Source organism: Streptomyces sp. NPDC048417 (assembly GCF_040651615.1).
Lineage (GTDB): Bacteria > Actinomycetota > Actinomycetes > Streptomycetales > Streptomycetaceae > Streptomyces.
This window is the reverse complement of sequence record NZ_JBEZKI010000035.1, coordinates 32,969-51,079: the sequence shown is the minus strand read 5'-3', so window position 1 is coordinate 51,079 and position 18,111 is coordinate 32,969. Positions and strand designations below refer to the sequence as shown.

General features: G+C 72.3%; 13 protein-coding genes and 2 pseudogenes. 8 read left to right on the top strand and 7 right to left on the bottom strand.

All coding sequences use genetic code 11. The features are described from left to right. Positions 1 to 98: 98 nt before the first annotated feature. Positions 99 to 4,052 carry an amino acid adenylation domain-containing protein gene (locus tag AB0D59_RS41365; RefSeq protein WP_362576432.1) on the bottom strand — a complete coding sequence of 1,318 codons (3,954 nt, stop codon included), beginning with the start codon at positions 4,050 to 4,052 and terminating at the stop codon, positions 99 to 101. A 539-nt stretch (positions 4,053 to 4,591) separates the two neighbouring features. Here AB0D59_RS41365 and AB0D59_RS41360 point away from each other — a divergent pair. The 4 genes and pseudogenes from AB0D59_RS41360 to AB0D59_RS41345 form a co-directional block, all read left to right on the top strand. Next, a complete protein-coding gene (locus AB0D59_RS41360; protein WP_362576431.1) occupies positions 4,592 to 5,506 on the top strand; it encodes a dipeptide epimerase in 915 nt (304 codons plus the stop codon). A gap of 44 nt (positions 5,507 to 5,550) precedes the next feature. Beyond that, entirely contained in the window at positions 5,551 to 6,765 is a 1,215-nt protein-coding gene (locus AB0D59_RS41355) for an MFS transporter (protein WP_362576430.1), read from the top strand. Between the two features lie 44 nt (positions 6,766 to 6,809). Further along, positions 6,810 to 7,823, top strand: a complete 1,014-nt coding sequence (locus tag AB0D59_RS41350; protein ID WP_362576429.1) for a methyltransferase — start codon at positions 6,810 to 6,812, stop codon at positions 7,821 to 7,823. Positions 7,824 to 7,899: 76 nt separating this feature from the next. Next, positions 7,900 to 8,199, top strand: a pseudogene (locus AB0D59_RS41345) (iron-siderophore ABC transporter substrate-binding protein); the annotation flags it as partial. Here the strand turns inward: AB0D59_RS41345 and AB0D59_RS41340 are convergent. Continuing rightward, positions 8,115 to 9,020 carry an MbtH family NRPS accessory protein gene (locus AB0D59_RS41340; protein WP_362576479.1) on the bottom strand — a complete coding sequence of 302 codons (906 nt, stop codon included), beginning with the start codon at positions 9,018 to 9,020 and terminating at the stop codon, positions 8,115 to 8,117. The pseudogene AB0D59_RS41345 and the gene AB0D59_RS41340 sit on opposite strands and share 85 nt — an antisense overlap. Before the next feature lie 114 nt (positions 9,021 to 9,134). Between AB0D59_RS41340 and AB0D59_RS41335 the strand changes: the two are divergent. After that, a pseudogene (locus tag AB0D59_RS41335) lies at positions 9,135 to 9,461 on the top strand (L-lysine 6-monooxygenase); the annotation flags it as partial. A gap of 120 nt (positions 9,462 to 9,581) precedes the next feature. Here the strand turns inward: AB0D59_RS41335 and AB0D59_RS41330 are convergent. Beyond that, entirely contained in the window at positions 9,582 to 11,123 is a 1,542-nt protein-coding gene (locus AB0D59_RS41330; protein WP_362576428.1) for an amidohydrolase, read from the bottom strand. Between the two features lie 466 nt (positions 11,124 to 11,589). Between AB0D59_RS41330 and AB0D59_RS41325 the strand changes: the two genes are divergently transcribed. After that, positions 11,590 to 12,093, top strand: coding sequence for a Rieske (2Fe-2S) protein (locus AB0D59_RS41325; RefSeq protein WP_362576427.1), 504 nt, complete (start codon positions 11,590 to 11,592; stop codon positions 12,091 to 12,093). 8 nt (positions 12,094 to 12,101) lie between these two features. Here AB0D59_RS41325 and AB0D59_RS41320 read toward each other — a convergent pair whose 3' ends face one another. Next, complete coding sequence (locus AB0D59_RS41320; RefSeq protein ID WP_362576426.1) at positions 12,102 to 12,746, bottom strand: cysteine hydrolase; 645 nt, start codon at positions 12,744 to 12,746, stop codon at positions 12,102 to 12,104. 78 nt (positions 12,747 to 12,824) lie between these two features. Here AB0D59_RS41320 and AB0D59_RS41315 point away from each other — a divergent pair, with 78 nt between their 5' ends. Beyond that, entirely contained in the window at positions 12,825 to 13,289 is a 465-nt protein-coding gene (locus AB0D59_RS41315; protein WP_362576425.1) for a pyridoxamine 5'-phosphate oxidase family protein, read from the top strand. Between the two features lie 12 nt (positions 13,290 to 13,301). Here the strand turns inward: AB0D59_RS41315 and AB0D59_RS41310 are convergent, their stop codons facing one another. Beyond that, positions 13,302 to 14,504, bottom strand: coding sequence for an MFS transporter (locus AB0D59_RS41310; RefSeq protein WP_362576424.1), 1,203 nt, complete (start codon positions 14,502 to 14,504; stop codon positions 13,302 to 13,304). Positions 14,505 to 14,603: 99 nt separating this feature from the next. Between AB0D59_RS41310 and AB0D59_RS41305 the strand changes: the two genes are divergently transcribed. Next, on the top strand, positions 14,604 to 15,689 hold the full coding sequence (locus AB0D59_RS41305; RefSeq protein ID WP_362576423.1) for a helix-turn-helix domain-containing protein: 1,086 nt from the start codon (positions 14,604 to 14,606) through the stop codon (positions 15,687 to 15,689). 51 nt (positions 15,690 to 15,740) lie between these two features. Here AB0D59_RS41305 and AB0D59_RS41300 read toward each other — a convergent pair whose 3' ends face one another. Together AB0D59_RS41300 and AB0D59_RS41295 are read right to left on the bottom strand one after the other, a co-directional pair. Further along, entirely contained in the window at positions 15,741 to 16,643 is a 903-nt protein-coding gene (locus tag AB0D59_RS41300; protein WP_362576422.1) for a LysR family transcriptional regulator, read from the bottom strand. A gap of 105 nt (positions 16,644 to 16,748) precedes the next feature. Then, complete coding sequence (locus AB0D59_RS41295; RefSeq protein ID WP_362576421.1) at positions 16,749 to 18,083, bottom strand: aminotransferase class I/II-fold pyridoxal phosphate-dependent enzyme; 1,335 nt, start codon at positions 18,081 to 18,083, stop codon at positions 16,749 to 16,751. Positions 18,084 to 18,111: the final 28 nt, after the last annotated feature.

Here is an 18,111-nt window from a genome sequence, read left to right as displayed (position 1 = left end):
CCTGCCGTCCCCGGCCGATGGTGTCGCCGGCTCTGGCACCGGCGTCTGGGCCCCGGCCGCCGTACCCGTGGCCGGGGGTTGGAAGTTGCCGGACCTCATCATTCCTCCAGGGACTGGTGCCGGGGCGCGTCGTCCGGCCGGAGCGCGTTGTCGATCACGGTGGCGATCCGCTCCAGCGGGGCCGGGTGGAGCAGGTCGTCGTGCCGGGACTCGAGGGCATGGGCCACCAGCCGCCCGCTCACATGGGACCGCCACGCGTCCGGCACGGGGGCGCCGGCGGGCCGGTCGAGTGCCGCGGCGAAGAACAGCGCGTCGCCGTCGAACGTTCCGGGGGTGAAATCGCAGGCGAGCTCGCTGGTGTGCTGGAACATGCGCATCATCGACGCCGTGTCGCTCTCCTCGAAGTGCTGCAGCTGTCCCCCGTGCGTCTGGAGAGCCTCGGTGACCAGCCTGGGTGTCAGCCGACCGTCCGGCGGGGCGAGCGCCGTGACGTCGAAGTAGCGGAGCAGCGCCCGCAGCGCCCCGTCCTCCGTCAGCGGCTCGTTCATGTGGGTGTCCGTTCGGGGATAGCAGTCGAGCAGCGCGAGCAACTCGACCTCCTCGCCCCGTGACTGGAGCAGCGTCGCCATGGCGTGCGCGACCAGGCCACCGAAGGACCAGCCCAGCAACCGGTACGGGCCGTGCGGCTGGACCGTGCGGACGGCTGCGACGTACTCGGCGGCCATCTCCTCGACCCGTGCTGCTCGGTGCGCCGGATGCTCGGCCGCCCGTGCCTGGAGTCCGTACAGGGGCAGGTCCGGCGGGAGGTATCCCGCGAGCCGCAGATAACCCCAGCACTGGCCGCTGGCCGGGTGGACACAGAAGAGCGGCGGCTCGTCCCCGGCCGGGCGCAGCGGCACCAGTACCTCGTCGTCCGGTTTGGAGCGTTTCTGCAGGCGGCGGGCGAGGCCGGCCACCGACGGCGCCTCGAACAGGTCGCGAACGGACACCTGCGCACCCAGCCTCCGCCGCACCCGGCCCCGCAGCCGTGTCGCCGACAGGGAGTGGCCGCCCAGGTCGAAGAAGCTGTCGTCGATCCCGACCTGGGGCAGTCCCAGCGTCTCGGCGAACAGCCCGGCCAGGATCTCCTCCGTGGCGGTCCGCGGCATCCGGCGGCGCGCCGCCGCCGCCGACGGGACGACGGGGGCGGGCAGGGCCTTGCGGTCCAGCTTTCCGCTCAGCGTGCGGGGCAGGGCGTCGACCACGGTCACCAGATGCGGTGTCAGGTGGGCGGGCAGCTCGTCGGCCAGCCGCTGCCGCAGACCCGCCGGGTCCGGGCGGGCGCCGGGTTCGGCGACGACGTATCCGACCAGCCGGCGGTCGCCCTGCTCCCCGTCGTGCACCGCGGCGGCGGCCTGGGCCACCCCGGGACAGCGGGCGAGGGCCGTCTCGACCTCGCCCAGTTCGATCCGGAAACCCCGCACCTTGACCTGATCGTCGTCCCGGCCGACGAAGACCAGCTCCCCGTCGGCGGTCCACCGCGCCAGGTCGCCGGTGCGGTACATGCGCGCTCCCGGCGGGCCGAAAGCGTCCTCCAGGAACCGCTCGGCGGTCAGGTCGTCGCGGCCCAGATAACCGGCGGTGACCCCGGCCCCCGCCACGTAGAGCTGGCCCACCGCCCCGGTCGGCACCGGCTCCAGCCGGGCGTCGAGGACGTAGGTGCGCACGTTGCGCAGCGGGCGGCCGATCGGCGGGATTCCGGCCGGCGGTGCCGGCTCCAACTGCTCGCTCATCGCGGTGGCGACAGTCGTCTCCGTCGGGCCGTAACCGTTGAACAGCCGGCAGACGGGGGCCCAGCGCTCCACGACGGTGGGCTTGCACGCCTCTCCGACCACCGACACGATGACCCCGGGCGGCATGTCCTCGGGCGCCATCACCTCCAGCGCCGAGGGCGGCAGGACGAGGTCGTTGATGTGCTTCTCGCCGATCAGCGCGGTCAGTTCGGGGCCCGGCACCAGCCGCTCCGCGGGGGCGCCCACCAGCGTGCCCCCGTTGAACAGCGACTGGGTCATCTCCCCGACGAACGCGTCGAAGCTGGACGAGACGAACTGGAGCGTCCGTGTCCCCGGTCCCGCATCCAGCCGGTCGACGTAGGCCGCGGTCAGGTTGACGACTCCCCGGTGGGGGACCACCACGCCCTTGGGCACACCGGTCGAACCGGACGTGTAGATGACGTAGGCCGGCTGGTCGGGGCGGAAGCCGCCGGTCTCGTCCTCGGTGAGGTCGTGGTCCGGCAGCTCCCGCAGCTCTCGGACCACCTCGGGGTCGTCCAGCCTGAGGTACTCGGTGCCGAGCGCGGGACCGAGGTGGGCCGTCGCCGAGTGCAGCAGCACCAGGGTCGGTTTGGCGTCGTCCACCATGAAGGCCAGGCGGGGCAGCGGATAGGACGGGTCCAGTGGTACGAAGGCCGCGCCGGTCTTGAGCACGCCCAGGGCCGCCACGTGCAGGTCCGCCGACCGGGTGAGCGCGAACGCCACCCGGTGCCCGGCGCCCACCCCCGCGGCGGCCAGCCTGCGGGCCAGCCGGTTGGCCCGTCCGTTGACCTCGGCGAAGCTCAGAACCCTGTCCTCGAATTCCAGGGCGGGGGCCTGCGGGGTGCGCGCCGCCCACTTCTCGACCATGCCGTGCACGGAGACGTCCGCGATGGGGCACTCCGGCCCACGGGCCCAGGCCAGCACCCGTTCTCTCTCCGCGGGGCTCGTCAGGGGCAGCTCGGACAGGGGTGTGCCGTGCCAGTCCGCGCGGGCGGCCGAGTCGAGCAGGAACAGCAGGCGCTCCAGGTGAGCTTCGACCTCCGCGGGGCCGTAACGGTCCGGATGGGCGTCCACGAGCAGCTCCATCCGGTCCTGAGACGAGGTCCGGAAGAACGTCACGGAGAGGTCGTCCACCGCGGTGCGGGAGACGTTGCGCACCGTCGCGGGATGTCCGTCGAACCCCAGGTCGTAGGGGAAGTCCATGATGTTGACCACCGGCCCCCACAGGGAGCGCCGGGTGCCGATCAGACCGAGCTCGCGGATCAGGTCCTCGCTGCGGTACCGGCTGTGCAGACCGGCCTCCCGGACGGCCGCCTGGGTGCGGTGGGCGAGCTCGGCGAGGGACCCGTCCGGGTCCACGGCGAGCGGGATCGGCAGGCCGTTGGTGGTCATACCGGGGACGTCGCGCTGGTTCCTGCCCAGGCGCGCGGTCAGAGGCACCCCGAGGACGATCTCGCGCGCGGCGGTCATCCGGACCGTGTAGGCCGCGGTGACCGCCAGCAGCAGATCCTGGCGGGCGACGCCCAGGGTTTCCGCCACTTCCCGCAGGCGGCCCAGCGTCCGCGGCGCGACGGCCGCCCGGCGGCGGTGGGCCGGCCGGGAGGCCGCGGCCGGCGCGTGCGTCAGCCGGACGGGGTCCTGGTGGCCGCGAAGCCGTTCCACCCAGTACGTACGGTCCCTGCCGAGGCGTGGCAAGGAGCGGTACTCCGTCTCGTCCTCCAGCAGGGTGCGCCACGGCAGGAAAGGCGTGTCGTCCACCGGCCGGTTCCGGGCGAGCGCGGTGTAGACGGCCGCGGTCCGGTTGTGGAGCAGCGCCAGGCTCCAGCCGTCGAGCAGGAGGTGGTGGACCCGGCGGTAGAGGATGTGGTGGTCGGGGGCGGTGCGGAACAGGGCGGTCGTGCACAGGGGATCGTCCGGCAGCCGCACCGGCCTGGTGCCGTCCGCGGCCATCCAGGTCTCGGCGGCGGCGACCGGATCCTGCTCTGCGCTGACGTCCAGGTAGTGCAGCGCAGAGCTCGCCGACTCGTCGAGATACTGGACAGGACCCTCGTCACCGGCGGCGAACCGCAGTCGCAGGGCCTGGGCCTCCTGCTCGACCCGACTGTGCGCCGCCCGCACGAGGTCCGGATCCACCGGGCCGTGGATGTCGAGGCAGTCGCTGATGCTGTAGGCGGTGGAGGCAGGATCGGCCGACTGAGCGAACCAAATGCCCTGCTGCGCGCCGAGCAACGGCCAAATTTCCCTGCTGTGAACAGACAACACTCGTCCTTCCGAGATGCTCTTCCGGCATGACGGCACAAATAAATTCGTGCGCCGAACCTCCCCCTGAAAAACAGAGGGTGATCTTGAATGAAAGGAGCGGATGCGCTTTACGGATCGGAGTGATCAATCCGGCCGGTGGGCGGAGATCGAAAGCATCTTCAGGATCCTGCCCAGGCAAACTTGTGCCACACACGGACCTGGATGCACTTCAGCATTTTTGCTGCACTCCGAGCGCAGAGTCAAGAGCGCATTTTTCTGGCGCCAGGACGACGAAGGGGGCACTGACCGGCCACCTTGGCTGAATTCTGACCTCGCCGCTTTTCGGCCATGCTTGATCAGTCGGGTTCCAGACGCCCGGGGAGATCGTGTAGCGTCCACTTTCTGTTGGTCGCCACTCGAGGACGACTGTTCACGGACAGCGCGATCCGGTAAAGCTATCTCCAATTCTCCGGACAATTGGGGCGGTCGTGAAACTGGACGTTACTTTTCTTGAAATTCCCTTCAATCTGCCGTACAGCTTTGCGCGGGCGCATCACGTGGTCTCTGCACCTCTGATCCGGGTGGCTCTGTCGGACGGTTCCTTTTCGGGCCGGGGCGAGGCCACGCTCTTCGAGAGCCCGCATGCCGACCCGAAGGCGGCGACGGCCGAACAACTGGAGTCCGTGCGGTCGGTGATCGAGGCGGGCGTCACCCGCGAGGACCTGCTCAAGCTGCTGCCGGCCGGCCCGGCCAGGAACGCGGTCGACGCCGCCCTGTGGGACCTCGAGGCCAAGCGGAGCGGCACCGGCGTCTGGCGCCTGCTCGGTCTGTCCGAGCCCGTTCCGCTGGAGGACATGGTCACCATCTCGCTGGCGGACGCGCCGCAGTTCGAGCAGGAACTGCGGGACAGCACCGACTGTCGTGTCCTGAAACTGAAGCTGGGGTCGGACAACGACATCGAACGGCTGGAGGTCACCCGCCGGCTGCGACCGGACGCCCAGTTGGTGGTCGACGTCAACTGCGCTTGGACCGTGGGTCGGCTCGAGGAGATGCTTCCAGTGCTGGCCCGCCACGACGTGCGCATGGTGGAGCAGCCGGTCCACGCGGACAACGAGGAGGGACTGCGCGGGCTGACCCACGCGGTGCCGATCATCGCCGACGAGTCGTTCTACGGCGAGGAGGACCTGCCCCGCATCGCCGAGCTCTACGACGGCATCAACATCAAGCTCGACAAGTGCGGCGGCCTCACAGCGGCGCTGCGGATCGTCGAGCAGGCACGCGAGCGCGGTCTGCGCCTCATGGTGGGCTGCTTCGCCGCGAGTTCGCTGGCGACGGCCGCGGCATTCCAGGTGGCCGGTTTCGCCGAGTTCCGGGACATCGCGGGCCATCTCATCCTGACCGAGGACACCGAGCCCTCGATTCCCTGTGTGAACGGCTGGCTGAGCCCGCCCGCACCGGAACTCTGGGGCTGAACGCACACCTTCCGCTCTTCCGCGGATCGAGATGGGACATCTGTATGGTTCAGTTCGACATGCGGCGGCGAGCCGCTGTCGTCGCCGCCCTGTCGTTGGCCGCCTTCGTGTTCAACACGACCGAAAGCCTGCCGATCGGACTGCTCGGGCTCGTCGCGTCCGACTTCGACGTGTCGGTGTCGTCGGTGGGATACCTGGTCACCGGCTACGGGCTGGCGGTGGCGCTCATGTCGGTGCCGCTCGCCCAGCTGACCCGCCGAACCCCGCGGCGCCAGCTGCTCTCCGTCGTCCTCGCCGTGTTCGTGCTCGCGACCTGGGCCTCGGTGGCCACGTCGTCGTACTGGATCCTGCTGGCCTCGAGGGTGTGCATCGCCCTCGCCCAGGCCGTGTTCTGGGCGGTGATGATGCCGGTCGCGGTGGGTCTGTTCCCGCAACGGGTACGGGGCCGGGTCGTCGTCGTCACGGCCGTCGGCGGGTCGCTCGCCACGGTGCTCGGGGTACCGACGGGCACCTGGCTGGGCCAGCAGACCGACTGGCAGACGCCGTTCCTGGTGCTCAGCGGTCTCGGCCTGCTGTCGCTGGTCACCATCGCCCTGCTGCTGCCCACCTCACGCCCTGAAGAGGGACACTCGGCGTACGCCTCCCAGCCCGACGGCCGCCGGTTCGCCCTGGTGCTGGGGACCACCGCGCTGTCTGTCACGGGCGCCTTCGCCGCCTTCACCTACGTCACCGAGTTCCTCACCAAGGACGCCGGTTTCAGCACTGACACGGTCAGCGTGCTGCTGATGGTGTTCGGAGCGGCGGGCGTCGCCGGCGTCCTGGGGCTCGGCGCCCTCGTCGACCGGATGCCCGCGGTCGGCGTGGCACTGCCGGTGGCGCTCCAGGCGGTCGCACTGACCGCGATGTACCAGTTCAGTTCCACACAGGCGGTGGTCGTCGCCATGATGGCCCTGTTCGGCCTCTCCGCCGCTCCGGTCTTCACGGCCACCCAGAGCCGCATCCTGATCGTCGCCCCCGGCAGGACCGAGATCGGCCTGGCCATGAACTCGGCCGCGTACAACGTCGGAATCGCCGTCGGCGCCTTCGTCGGCGGACTGGTCCTGCCGACCCTCGGGCCCGGCGGCCTCTTCCTGCTCGGCGGACTGCTGAACCTGGCGGCCTTCGTCGTGCTGATGAGCGAACGGCTGCTGCCCGAGAAGAGCGCGACGGAGTCACCCAGCAGCCCTGGGCAGCCGACGACGGACATGCTCAGTGGTTAGCCAGGAGCCGATTCGACGACGGACGAGCGGCGGGAGCCGAAGAGATGACGGACGAGTCAGTGTCCGAGGTCGCTGCGCTTTTTGACCTCTACCAGCAGGGGATCGCCGTCCACTGCGTCTGTGCCGTCGCCCGCCTCGGAGTCCCCGACCTGTTGGCGGACTCGCCACGCCGTGTCGGGCCCCTCGCGGCCGAGGTCGGCGCCGACGAGGACGCGCTGCGGCGGGTGGTACGGCTACTGGCCGGGCACGCGCTGTTCACCTACACGCCCGAGAACGACGAAGTGGGGCTGACACGGCGCGGCCGACTGCTGTGCGGCCGGCATCCGATGTCGTTGCGGGCGACCTTCGCGACGTTCGGAATACTGGACGTCGCGCACGGTCTGACCGAGACGATCAGGACAGGCAGGCCGGCCACCGAGTCCGTGCTCGGCACCGGGTTCTGGGACCATCTGACGACCCGCCCGCGAGAGCAGCAGGTGTTCGGCGAGGCCATGGCGGAGCAGGCCCGGCTGCTGTCCCTGCCGTGTGTGCCCCTGCTGGACTGGCCTGTCGGCGAAACTGTCGCCGACATCGGGGGCGGGTTCGGCGCGCTGATCGCGGCCGTGCTCCAGGAGGAGCCGGGAGCACGCGGGATCCTGGTGGACCAGCCGCTGGTGCGCGAGCACGCCGAGGCGTTCCTGGAGGAACAGGGCGTCCTCGCCCGGTGCACGGTGCAGAGCGGGAACCTGTTCGACACGCCGCCGCCGGCCGACATGTATCTGCTCTCCCGAGTGCTGCACGACTGGGACGACGACGCCGTGGCCGGGATACTCGGCGCGATCAGACGGACGGCCCCCGCAGGGACCCGCCTGCGGATCTTTGAGGACCTGCTGCCGGAGGACGGCCTGCCGCGGCCGGCGCAGAGCTGGTCCGACCTGGTGATGATGGCCCTCTACCCTGGCGCCCGCGAACGCACCCTCACCGACTATCGAGAACTCCTGGAACGGGCCGACTGGGTGCTCGACGGGGTCGTCGAGGGACCGCCCGGAATGAACGTCATCGAGGCGACCCGCAAATGACCGGTGCGGATCGCACGGCGCGGCCGTCCTGAACCGGGTGACGCGGGCGGCTGCCGCGCCGAAGACCGACGCCCAGCAGTTCGGCGCCCAGATCAGCAAGGAGCGCTACCACCTGCTCGACCAGGACGTGGCCGTACGGATCGCGCCGGACACCACCACGTCGGTCACCAAGCCGCACAGTGACCCGATCCACGGCGATCTGAACGTGGTGAAGCAGGGCCGTGAGGTCTACATCAAGGAGAGCAGCGACTACGGCAACGCGGTGTCCCTGTCGACCGCGCTGAGCATCCCCTACGTCCTGGACCGCCTGGTGCCGCAGCTGGCCGCGGCCGTGGACGGCAAGGCCGCCACGAAGGTCGAGAACCCGGCGTCGTAGCGCGCAACGGAAAGGGGGGTGGGGCCGGGACCGGCCCCCACCCCCCTTTCCGTCTTTCTCGCAGTCTGTCGGGATCCGTCGACGAGGCTCCTCGGCCGCAGGTCCGTCCAGCGGGTCTCGATGGGGTCCAGGCACTCCTGGCGGCCCGCCGGGCCGTGGACGACCGTCGAGCCCGCCGGGACGTCCACGAAGTCGGGCCACAGGCTGTGCCGGCCCTCGTCGTTGACGAGGACGGAGTAGAGGCCGTCTGGGTTCTCGAACGGGTTGCTCATGTCAGCGGGTCCCTGCCTTTCGGTCTGTTCGGTGGGTTCGGTCGGTCCGTTCGGTTCGTCCGCGCGGACTACCAGCGCCTCCAGCGCGCGGAACCAGGTCTCGGCCAGCGCCCGTACCGCGTCCTCGGTGAGGAGTTCGGCCGCGTACGCCCAGTGGGCGCTGAGTTCCGGCCCCTCGGGGCGGTCCTCGGCGAGGGCGTTGAGAGTGAGCGCGCGGGACATCGGCATGCCCGGGTCGGCGTCGAGGTCGGCGGCGGACTCCTCTGCGGCGTAGGACCAGTCAGCGGCGGCCGGCCGGTCGAAGCGGCCCATGTAGTTGAACTCGATCTGCGGGTCGCCGAGTTCAGCGAGGAGCGGACCGGTCACCGGGTTGAGGTGACGCAGCAGGCCGTGCCCGATACCGGCCGTGGGGAGGTCGGTGAGGTGCTCCCGGATCCGGGCCACCGCCCCGTCCAGCGCGGCCCCGCCCGCGAGGGCGTCCGGGCCGGCCTCGCCCGGGTCGAGCCGTACCGGGACCACGCTGGTGAACCAGCCGACCGTACGGGACAGGTCGGCGTCGCCCGCGATTTCCTCCTCCCGGCCGTGGCCCTCCAGGTCGACCAGGACCGGGCCGCCTGCGCGCTCCGCGCCCAGGGTACGGGCCCGCCAGTCGCCGACGGCGGACTCGGCGTCGCCGTCGAGTTCCTGCCCACCGGCGAGCGGCGGGTGCTGCCCGCCGACGTGCTGGTGCTCGCCACCGGCTACCGGCCCCGGGACCTGGCGGCGCTCCTCGGCGACGCGGCCAAACTGCGCCTCAAGGACGACGGGGACGAGATTAGAGTGGGCCGGGACCACCGCGTCGAGACGGTGCCGGACGTCACCGCGGGCATCTACCTCCAGGGCGGCACCGAGCACACCCACGGGCTCACCAGCACACTGCTGTCGACCGTCGCGGTCCGGGCGGAGGAGATCCACCGGTCCGTGCTGGCCGACCGGCTGACGGCGGCCTGACCTCGCCCCCGCACTCCCGTGGCCCGGACGGTACGGTCCCGTCCGGGCCACGGGGCTTCCCGTGACCGGTCGTCGAACGCGGTCGGCAACACAGAGCGGCGTCGGCGACACAGAGCGGACTCAGTACGGCCCGTGGGTCCAGCGGCCGTCCGTCATCGTGGCGTGCACCGGCATCGCGCGCAGCGTGTCCGGATCCGCCGTCAGCGGATCCGCGTCGACGACCACCAGGTCGGCGGGGTCCCCGACCCTGATGAGCCGGCGCCCGCGCGCCGCCGCGGCCAGCGCGTCCCGTATCGGCAGGCGCTGTTCCGGGTGCCAGGCGGGGCGGCCGTCGTCGGTGCGGCTGACGGCCGACGCGACGGCGAGCCAGGGGTCGAGCGGTGAGACGGGGGCGTCCGAGCCGAACTCCAGCCGCGCCCCGGCGGCCAGCAGGTCGGCGTAGGCGAAGGCGCGTTCGGTGCGGCCGGCCCAGTACCGGTCGGCCACGTCCCGGTCGTCCGTGGCATGCCGGGGCTGCACCCCCGCGACGACGTCCAACTCCGCGAAGCGCGGCAGGTCTTCGGGGCTCAACAGCTGGGCGTGTTCGATCCGGCCACGGCAGCGCACGGCCTCGAAGGCGTCCAGGGCCACGGTGTTGGCGCGGTCGCCGATGGCGTGCACCGCGGGTTCGATGCCGTGGGCGGCGGCCCGGCGCATCAACCGCACCAACTCGTCCGGTGGCGTCTGCTCGATGCCGTGGGCGCCGTCCGTGCCCTCGAGGCCGGGGTAGGGGTCGCGGCACAGCGCGGTGCGGGTGTTGAGCGAGCCGTCCGTGAAGAGCTTGAGCGGGCCGATGCGCACCAGGTCCCCGTGCGCGCCGATCCGGGACCCGGTACGCAGTCCGCGCGCCAGGGCCGCGTCCAGGTGGCTCGGGTAGACGGCCGCGGCCACCCGTACGGCCGGCGGGGACTGCGCCGAGCGCCGCTCCCAGGCGCCCACCGTGTCGCCGAACTGGAAGTCGATGACACCGGTGATCCCGCGTGCGGCGGCGGCCCGGCAGGCGTCGGCGACCCAGCCGTCCACCGTCTCGGCCGGTGCCTCGGGAAGGGCCGAGAGGACCACGTGTCCCTCGTGCTCCCGGACCAGCCCGGTCGGGTGGTCGCCCCGGCCGGCCAGGGCCAGGCAGGCGGAGTTCAGCCACACGGCGTGCAGATCGGCACTGACCAGGGCGACCGGACGATCCGGCAGGGCCGCGTCGAGCAGTTCCTTGTGCGGGGCGTCGCTCCAGAGCCCGTCCCGGAAGCCGTACCCGAACAGCACCGATCCGCCGGGGGCCGCACGGCCGTGGTCGCGGACCCGGTCGGCCACCTCCGGCGCGGAGGCGGTGCCGGACAGATCGAGCCTGCGGCGCGCGCTGGCCCACTCGGCGAGATGGACGTGGGCGTCCCACAGTCCGGGCAGGAGTACCCGCCCGTCCAGGTCGAGGACCCGGTCACCCGCGACGAGTCCGGCGGACTCCGGCCTCTCCTGCTCCGCGACCACATGGGTGACCCTGCCGTCCGCCACCCGCACGCGGACGAGCGGTCCGCCCGCCCCCAGCCGAACCCGGGCGAGTGTCACCGTCGTTCCCCGGGACGGTGTCTCCGCCACCGGCCCGCGCGATGCGCCTGCGAAGTCCGTCATCGAGCCTCCCTCTGCGGCGGCGGCCGGCTTCAGCCGTGACGCCGCGGACGTGGCCGCCCGCCGGGACCGGCGGTGGGCCATCAGGGCATGATCCCCCGGCGAAGGCACGCGACGCCGCCACTCAACAGCGACAGCCATACAAACTTAGGGTTACCTTATCCATTTGATCGCATCCGGTCTTCGCCGAGCGACGGACAGACTTCCCGGAATCGGACCGCCCTCTCATCACCCGGCGGGCCGCGGCCCGCCGGCATCTCGGCATCTACCGCTCTCCCTGGGGGCGACACGGCCCGTCTCGTCCCGAATCGACCGTCGGCCGCGGACGCCGACAGGGAACCGACAGCGACGTTTTACCGGGGGCTCATGTCGAGGTGGTCACTATCGGGATGCCGTCTGAACAGGTGGTGCCCGAAGACCGTACCCCTGGACGGATCAACGAGAAGCTCCGCGGAAGGGAATCCCTCACATGACCAGCGCATCGCTCAACCCCTCTGCCAAACCGGCCCGCCGCACGATCATGGCGGCTGCCGGAGCGGCGGGGCTCGCCGCCGCGCTGACCGCCTGCGGGTCGTCCGACGACAACTCGAGCTCGACCACGAACAACACGGGCGGTGGCTCCACCACCCAGGACAGCAACGGCTCGGGCGGCGGCTCGACCGACACCTCCACGGCGGCGGCCGGTGGCTCCGCGCTCGCCAAGACCTCGGACATACCCGAGGGCGGCGGCACGATCTACAAGGACCAGGCCGTGGTCGTCACCCAGCCGGCGTCGGGCACCTACAAGGCGTTCTCGACGAAGTGCCCGCACGCGGGCTGCGCGGTGTCGAGCATCGCCAACGGCGCGATCGTCTGTCCCTGCCACGGCAGTGAGTTCGCCATCGCCGACGGCAGCGTGAAGAAGGGCCCGGCGACGACGGGTCTGACGGCCGCGAACATCACCGTCTCCGGTGACCAGATCACACTGGCCTGACCCTCGGCTCAGGCCCGCCCGCGCGGGTTCTTGAGGCAGCCGAGCACCTCGTCCGTGGTCGCGACCGTAGCGACCAACGCGAGGGTGTTGCGGACCATCGCGGGGGTGTACTCGGAGGGCACTCCCGCGATGGCGTCGACCGGGACGACGGCCGTGTAGCCCCGGTTCACCGCGTCGAACACGGCGTTGGGGACGGCCACGTTGGCCGAGACCCCGGTGACGATCAGGGTGCGGCAGCCGAGGTTGCGCAGCAGCGGGTCGACGTCGGTCCCCTGGATCGGCGACAGGCCGTGCAGCCGCCGTACCACCAGGTCCTCCTCCGAGACCTCGATGGGGGGTGCGACGCGGACCGCCGCGGTACCGGAGAGCTGCTGGACGGGCAGCCGTTCGGCGGCACGGAACAGGCGGGCGTTGCGGTTCGCCCCCCGGCCGTCGGGGCGGCGTTCGGCGAGCGCGTGGATCACCTGGACGCCGGTGTCGTGCGCGGCGGCGACCAGCCGGGCGATATTGGCAAGGGCGCCCGACGCCCGGGCCTCTTGGGCGAGTTCGGGCAGCGCGCTGTGCGGGCCGACCACGCCCTGCTGGCACTCCACGGTGAGCAGGACGGTGCTCACGGGATCGATGAGCTCCGCGAGCCGTTCGTACGACGGCATGTGACGCCCCCTTCCGCCTTGGTGCGGGGCGGGCGAGACTAACCAGCATTGCGCGGGAACGGAAGAAGAGGGGGCCGCATGACCGACACGCAGCGCCGGGGCCGGAAGATCATGATGACGCCCGGTGAGCTGGACGAGTTCCTCACCACACAGCGCACCTGCCGGGTCGCGACCGTGTCGGCGTCCGGCGCCCCGCATGTCAGCGCCCTGTGGTTCGCCTGGGACGGCAAGTCGCTGTGGCTGTACTCGGTGGTGCGCAGCCAGCGCTGGAAGGACCTGAGCCGCGATCCGCGGGTGGCGGTCGTGGTCGACTCCGGTGAGGAGTACGACCAGTTGCGCGGCGTGGAGCTGAGAGGGACCGTCGAGTTCGTGGGCGAGGTGCCGCGCACCGGTGAGCTGGTCGCCGAACTCGACTACGTCGAGACCCTGTTCGCCCGCAAGAACTTCGGCCTGGACGAGATGCCGCACGACGGCAGGCACGCCTGGGCCCGGCTGACCCCGACGAAGACCGCCTCCTGGGACTTCCGCAAGCTGGGGAGCTGAGGAGGATCGCACCTACTCGGTGGCGACGGCCGCGGCGGACAGCAGGGTGGCCGCGGCCAGGGTGGCCGCGGCCAGGGTGCCCCAGAGGGCGGCCGGGCCACGCGCCGCGAGCGTGGTGATGACCGCCGGGGAGACCGCGAGGCCGAACCCCGTGGAGAGCTGGAAGCGGGCCAGGGACCGGCCCAGGACCTGGGCCGGGGCGAGATGGGTCACGAGGGCGGTGGCGCTGCCGGCGTAGCCGATCTCGCCGAGGGTGCAGACCACGGACACCGCGGCGAGGGCCGGGGCGCCCCAGCCGGGTCCCGCCCCGGTGACCGCGAGGAAGCCGAGGTAGGACGCGGTGAGCAGCAGGCCGGCCAGGGCGAGCGCGGTCCGCCGGGAGAACCGGGACATCAGCACGGTGACCGGTACCTGGAGGACGACCACCAGCACCGTGTTGGCCACGAAGATCACGGCCGACCACACCGGGGACGCGTGCAGCTGCGTCACCAGGACCAGCGGGAGCGCGACTTCGGGGACGTTGAGGCAGAAGACGTAGACCACGTTGGCGATCAGAAGTGCGCGCATCCGGGGTGCGGGCCGGCCGGCCCCGTCCTCCGTCGGGGTGGCGGCCGGGTGCGCGTGGATGCGGACCGACCAGGCCAGGGCCGCGGCGGCGCAGTAGGCGAGCCCGGTGCCGGCCGCCAGTGCCCGGAACGCGCTGCTGCCGCCCGCCAGGCAGGCGGTGGCGACGAGTGCGCCGACGCCCATACCGGCGTTGCGCAGGGCACGGCCGGCTGCCAGGGCCGCGTCGCGTTCCCGGCCGTGGGCGACCGTGGCCACGAGGGCGGCGTGGGCGGCGGGCCAGGCCTGGTTGCCGATGCCGAGGAAGAGCGCCGCCGCCACGAACGAGGAGACGTGTCCCGCCGGGGCCGCCAGCAGCAGGACCACGCCCGCCACCCGCACCAGCATCGACGCCGCCACGGCCGTGCTCCGGGCGCCCCGGTCCAGCCAGCGGCCCACCGCGGGCACGCACACCAGGCCCGCGACGATGCCGACGGTCATGGCGGCGCCGGTGACGGGCGCGGACAGCCGCAGCACCGTCATCCCGTAGAGCAGCAGAAAGGGCCGCAACAGGCCGGTGCCGAGCGCGTCCACGGCGAGGGCAAAGGCATAGCGGGGGCCTCCGGAGGCCCGGACGAGGGTGCGGGGCCGGATGCCGGTGGTGGTGGTCATGGGGCCCAAGCTGCGTTCGCCCGCCGTGCGCGGCACGCCGGTTGACGGATACCGTCAACCGGCGTCGTCGTCCACCGTCCGGCCGGGGATGATGACCGGATGACGCTTCGCATCGACATCAGCGGGCCGCCGGCCGAGCGGCTGCGGTTCGCCGCCTCGCCGCTGGCCGAGCTGACCGCGATGCTGCATGTGCTGGCCGAACCCGGGCATCATCCGCAGCTGGCCGGCTGGGCCGCGGACGTCTGGGCCGGGCTGCGGCCGGAGCTGGCCGAGCGGCTCCGGGAGGCGGACTTCCTCTGGCGGTCCTCGCAGGCGGACTTCCTGATCCCCGCCCGGCCCCGGCCCACCCTCGCCGAGGAGTTGGACGACGTGGACCGGATCGACGACGAACGGTATGTGACCGCCGCGCTCGTCACCACGTGCGGCAGCAGCCGGGTGCACTTCGCCGCCCGGTCGCCGCTCGCCGACCCGGCCGCGCGGCAGCGGGCCCTGGATCTGGCGCAGGCCCGCGGCGCGTCCCAGGAGGCCTTCGCGGAACGGCTGCTCGCGGATCCGGCCGCGGTGCGGGCCCGGTTGCGCGACACCCTCGCACAATGTGCCGAGGCGTTCTTCGACGCCGCCTGGACGGCTATCGCGGTGCGGCTCGCCGCCGATCTGCGGCTGAAGAACGACGTGTTGAAGCACCAGGGTCTCGGCGCGGCCCTCGCCTCGGTCTCCGGCGCGGTCACCCTGGCACCGGACGGCGACCGCATCATCGTGGACAAGCTGCAGGACAAGTCGACCGCCGCCCACGGCACCGGAGTCACCTTCATCCCGACCGTCTTCGGCCACCCCCACCTGGTGGCGGTCCACACACCGGGGTGGCAGCCGGTGGTGCAGTACCCCGTGGCCGAGCCCGGCCCGTCGGAGCCGGTGCCGCTGGAGACGGTCACGCTACGGCTGGAGGCACTCGCGCATCCGGTACGGCTGCGGCTGCTGCGCACGCTGGCCCGTGGCCCGCACACCACCCGAGAGCTGGCCCACGCCTGGGAACTCTCGCCGCCCGAAGTCTCCCGCCACCTCGCCGTCCTGCGCCGCGCGGGCCTGCTCACCGCCCGGCGCCACGGCCGTTACGTCCGCTACACCCTCAGCCTGCCCGACCTGACGGCGCTGGGCACCGACCTGCTGGCGGCCGTACTGCGCTGAACGGCCGCGCTCCGCCCCCTCACGGTCGGTCGGGGTTCGGCGCGGGGCGGTTCAGGAGATCGCCTCGGCCGCGCCCCGCAGGGCCCGTACCGCCGCGCGGATCGAGGGGCGGCGGTCGGCATCGGCCCGCCAGACGGCGTACACATGGCGGCGCGCCCGCTGCTTCAGCGGCACCATGAGGACGCCCTCCGGCACCGGATGGCGGCCCAGCAGCGGGGCGATGCAGACCCCCAGCCCGGCGGCCACCAGGTTGAGTTGGGTGTGGGTCTCGGCCGCGCGGTGGCCGATGAGCGGTTCGATGCCGCGGGATCGCAGCGTGAACATCAGCCACTCGTGGCAGAACTCGCCCTCGCCCCAGGTGATCCACTCGTCGTCGGCGAACTCCCCCAGGTCCACCTCGTCGCGCCCGGCCAGCCGGTGCGCGACCGGCAGGGCCACATCGGCGGGGTCGTCCAGCAGCGGCGCCTTGACCAGCCCGTCGGGCAGTGGCATCGGCTTGTTGTACCAGTCCAGGACGACGGCGAGGTCGAGGTCGCCGCGTACCACCCCGGCGACGCCGTTCTCCGGTTCCAGTTCGGTGGAGCGCACGCGCAGCGCCGGGTGCTGGGCGCGCAGGGCGGCCAGCGCGATCGGGAACAGGCCGCGGGCGGCCGTCGGGAACGCCGCCACTGCGAGCTCGCCGACGACCTGCCCCCGGTGCGCCTCCAGGTCGGACTGGGCCAGCTCCACCTGGGAGAGGATCCGGGCCGCGTGCTCGGCGAGCAGCCGGCCGGCGTCGGTGAGCCGCACCCCCCGGCCGTTCTTGGCGAGGAGCCGCTGGTCCACCTCCCGTTCCAGCTTGCCCATCTGCTGCGACACCGCCGACGTGGTGACGTGCAGGGCCTCGGCGGCCCCGCTCACCGAGCCGTGCCGGGCGAGGGCATCGAGGGTGCGCAGGCGCTCCAGATTCAACATGTAAGTGATCCTAAGAGGTACTCACCGGGAAATCTCCCTTGTGCTACGACGTCAGGTGCCAGTATCCGCGACACGACCTCAGCCGCGGTGGGGGCCCGGTCCCGCCTAGGCCTGGATGCCGCCCTTCGCCGGTGCGACCGCCGCCGCGACGGCCGCCGCCAGCGGGCCGGTCTCCTCGGGGGTCAATGTCGAGACCGTGATCCGGATGCCGGACGGTGAGGCCAGGCGGTACCGCGCCCCGGGGGACACCGCCCACCCCTCGCGCAGCAGACGGGACACCGCGCCCGTCTCGTCCGGGACCGGGACCCAGACGTTCATGCCGCTGCGGCCGTGCGCCTCGATGCCGTGGTCCGCGAGCGCGTCGATCAGCAGCTCACGGCGGGCCCGGTAGGCCGCCGCCACCTGCGGGCCGTGCACCGCCCCGTCCGTCCGCATCCGGACCACCGTGCGCTGGAGCAGGCGGCTCACCCAGCCCGGCCCCAGCCGCTGCCGGCCCCGCACCCGGTCGATGGTGAGCTCGTCGCCGGTCATGACGGCCAGCCGCAGGTCCGGGCCGTAGGCCTTGGCGGCCGAGCGCACGAAGGCCCAGTGCCGGGTGGTGCCCACCAGGGGGTGCAGGGGCAGGTCGACGATGCCGTGGCCATGGTCGTCCTCGATCAGCACGGTGTGCGGGTGGTCGCGCAGCACGGCACGCAGCGCACGCGCGCGTGCGGCGCTCACCGCGGCACCGGTGGGGTTGTGCGCCCTGGCGGTGACGATCAGGGCGCGCGCCCCGGACTCCAGCGCCCGGCGCAGGCTGTCGGCGCTCGGTCCGTCGTCGTCGACGGCCACCGGGACGGTGCGCAGCCCCAGTGCGGGGACGAGATCGAGGGTGCGGCCCCATCCGGGGTCCTCGACGGCGACCGGGTCGCCCGGCTTGAGGTGGGCCAGCAGGACCCGCTCGACGGCGTCGAGGGAGCCGGAGGTGACGGTGAACGGCCCGTCGGGCACGCCGTCGGCGGTGAGTTCGGCGCGCGAGATCCGCTCCAGCTCCTGCTCGACGGGGTCGGCGCCGTAGAGGACCGGGTCACGCTCGCCCTCGTCGGCGGCCAGGGCCGTCAGGGCCGGGGCGAGGGCGGGGAGCAGCGCGGGGTCGGGGTTGCCGGAGGACAGGTCGCGCACGCCGGGCGGGACGTCGACCCGGATCCGGTCCCGTCCGGTGGTGGCCGGCTTGGAGCGGATACGGCTGCCCCGCCGGCCGGCGGTCTCGATGACCCCGCGCTCGCGCAGGGTGCGGTACGCGGCCGCGACCGTATTGGGGTTCACCCCGAGCCGTCCCGCCAACTCCCGCATCGGCGGCAGCAGTTGGCCCGGCTCCAGCTCTCCCGTACCCACCGCGCGCTCGACGCTGGCCGCAATCTCCGCTGCGCCCCGGCCTTCGATCCGATATTCTCCTAGCACAAAGTAGATTATGCACTAGTGCAATGGA

What these genes read in the sequence shown, in the direction of transcription:
- AB0D59_RS41355 (WP_362576430.1), top strand. Translation starts at nt 5,551, where the DNA reads ATGGTTCAGTTCGACATGCGGCGGCGAGCCGCTGTCGTCGCCGCCCTG.
- AB0D59_RS41350 (WP_362576429.1), top strand. Translation starts at nt 6,810, where the DNA reads ATGACGGACGAGTCAGTGTCCGAGGTCGCTGCGCTTTTTGACCTCTAC.
- AB0D59_RS41330 (WP_362576428.1), bottom strand. Translation starts at nt 11,123, where the DNA reads ATGACGGACTTCGCAGGCGCATCGCGCGGGCCGGTGGCGGAGACACCG.
- AB0D59_RS41325 (WP_362576427.1), top strand. Translation starts at nt 11,590, where the DNA reads ATGACCAGCGCATCGCTCAACCCCTCTGCCAAACCGGCCCGCCGCACG.
- AB0D59_RS41320 (WP_362576426.1), bottom strand. Translation starts at nt 12,746, where the DNA reads ATGCCGTCGTACGAACGGCTCGCGGAGCTCATCGATCCCGTGAGCACC.
- AB0D59_RS41315 (WP_362576425.1), top strand. Translation starts at nt 12,825, where the DNA reads ATGACCGACACGCAGCGCCGGGGCCGGAAGATCATGATGACGCCCGGT.
- AB0D59_RS41310 (WP_362576424.1), bottom strand. Translation starts at nt 14,504, where the DNA reads ATGACCACCACCACCGGCATCCGGCCCCGCACCCTCGTCCGGGCCTCC.
- AB0D59_RS41305 (WP_362576423.1), top strand. Translation starts at nt 14,604, where the DNA reads ATGACGCTTCGCATCGACATCAGCGGGCCGCCGGCCGAGCGGCTGCGG.
- AB0D59_RS41300 (WP_362576422.1), bottom strand. Translation starts at nt 16,643, where the DNA reads ATGTTGAATCTGGAGCGCCTGCGCACCCTCGATGCCCTCGCCCGGCAC.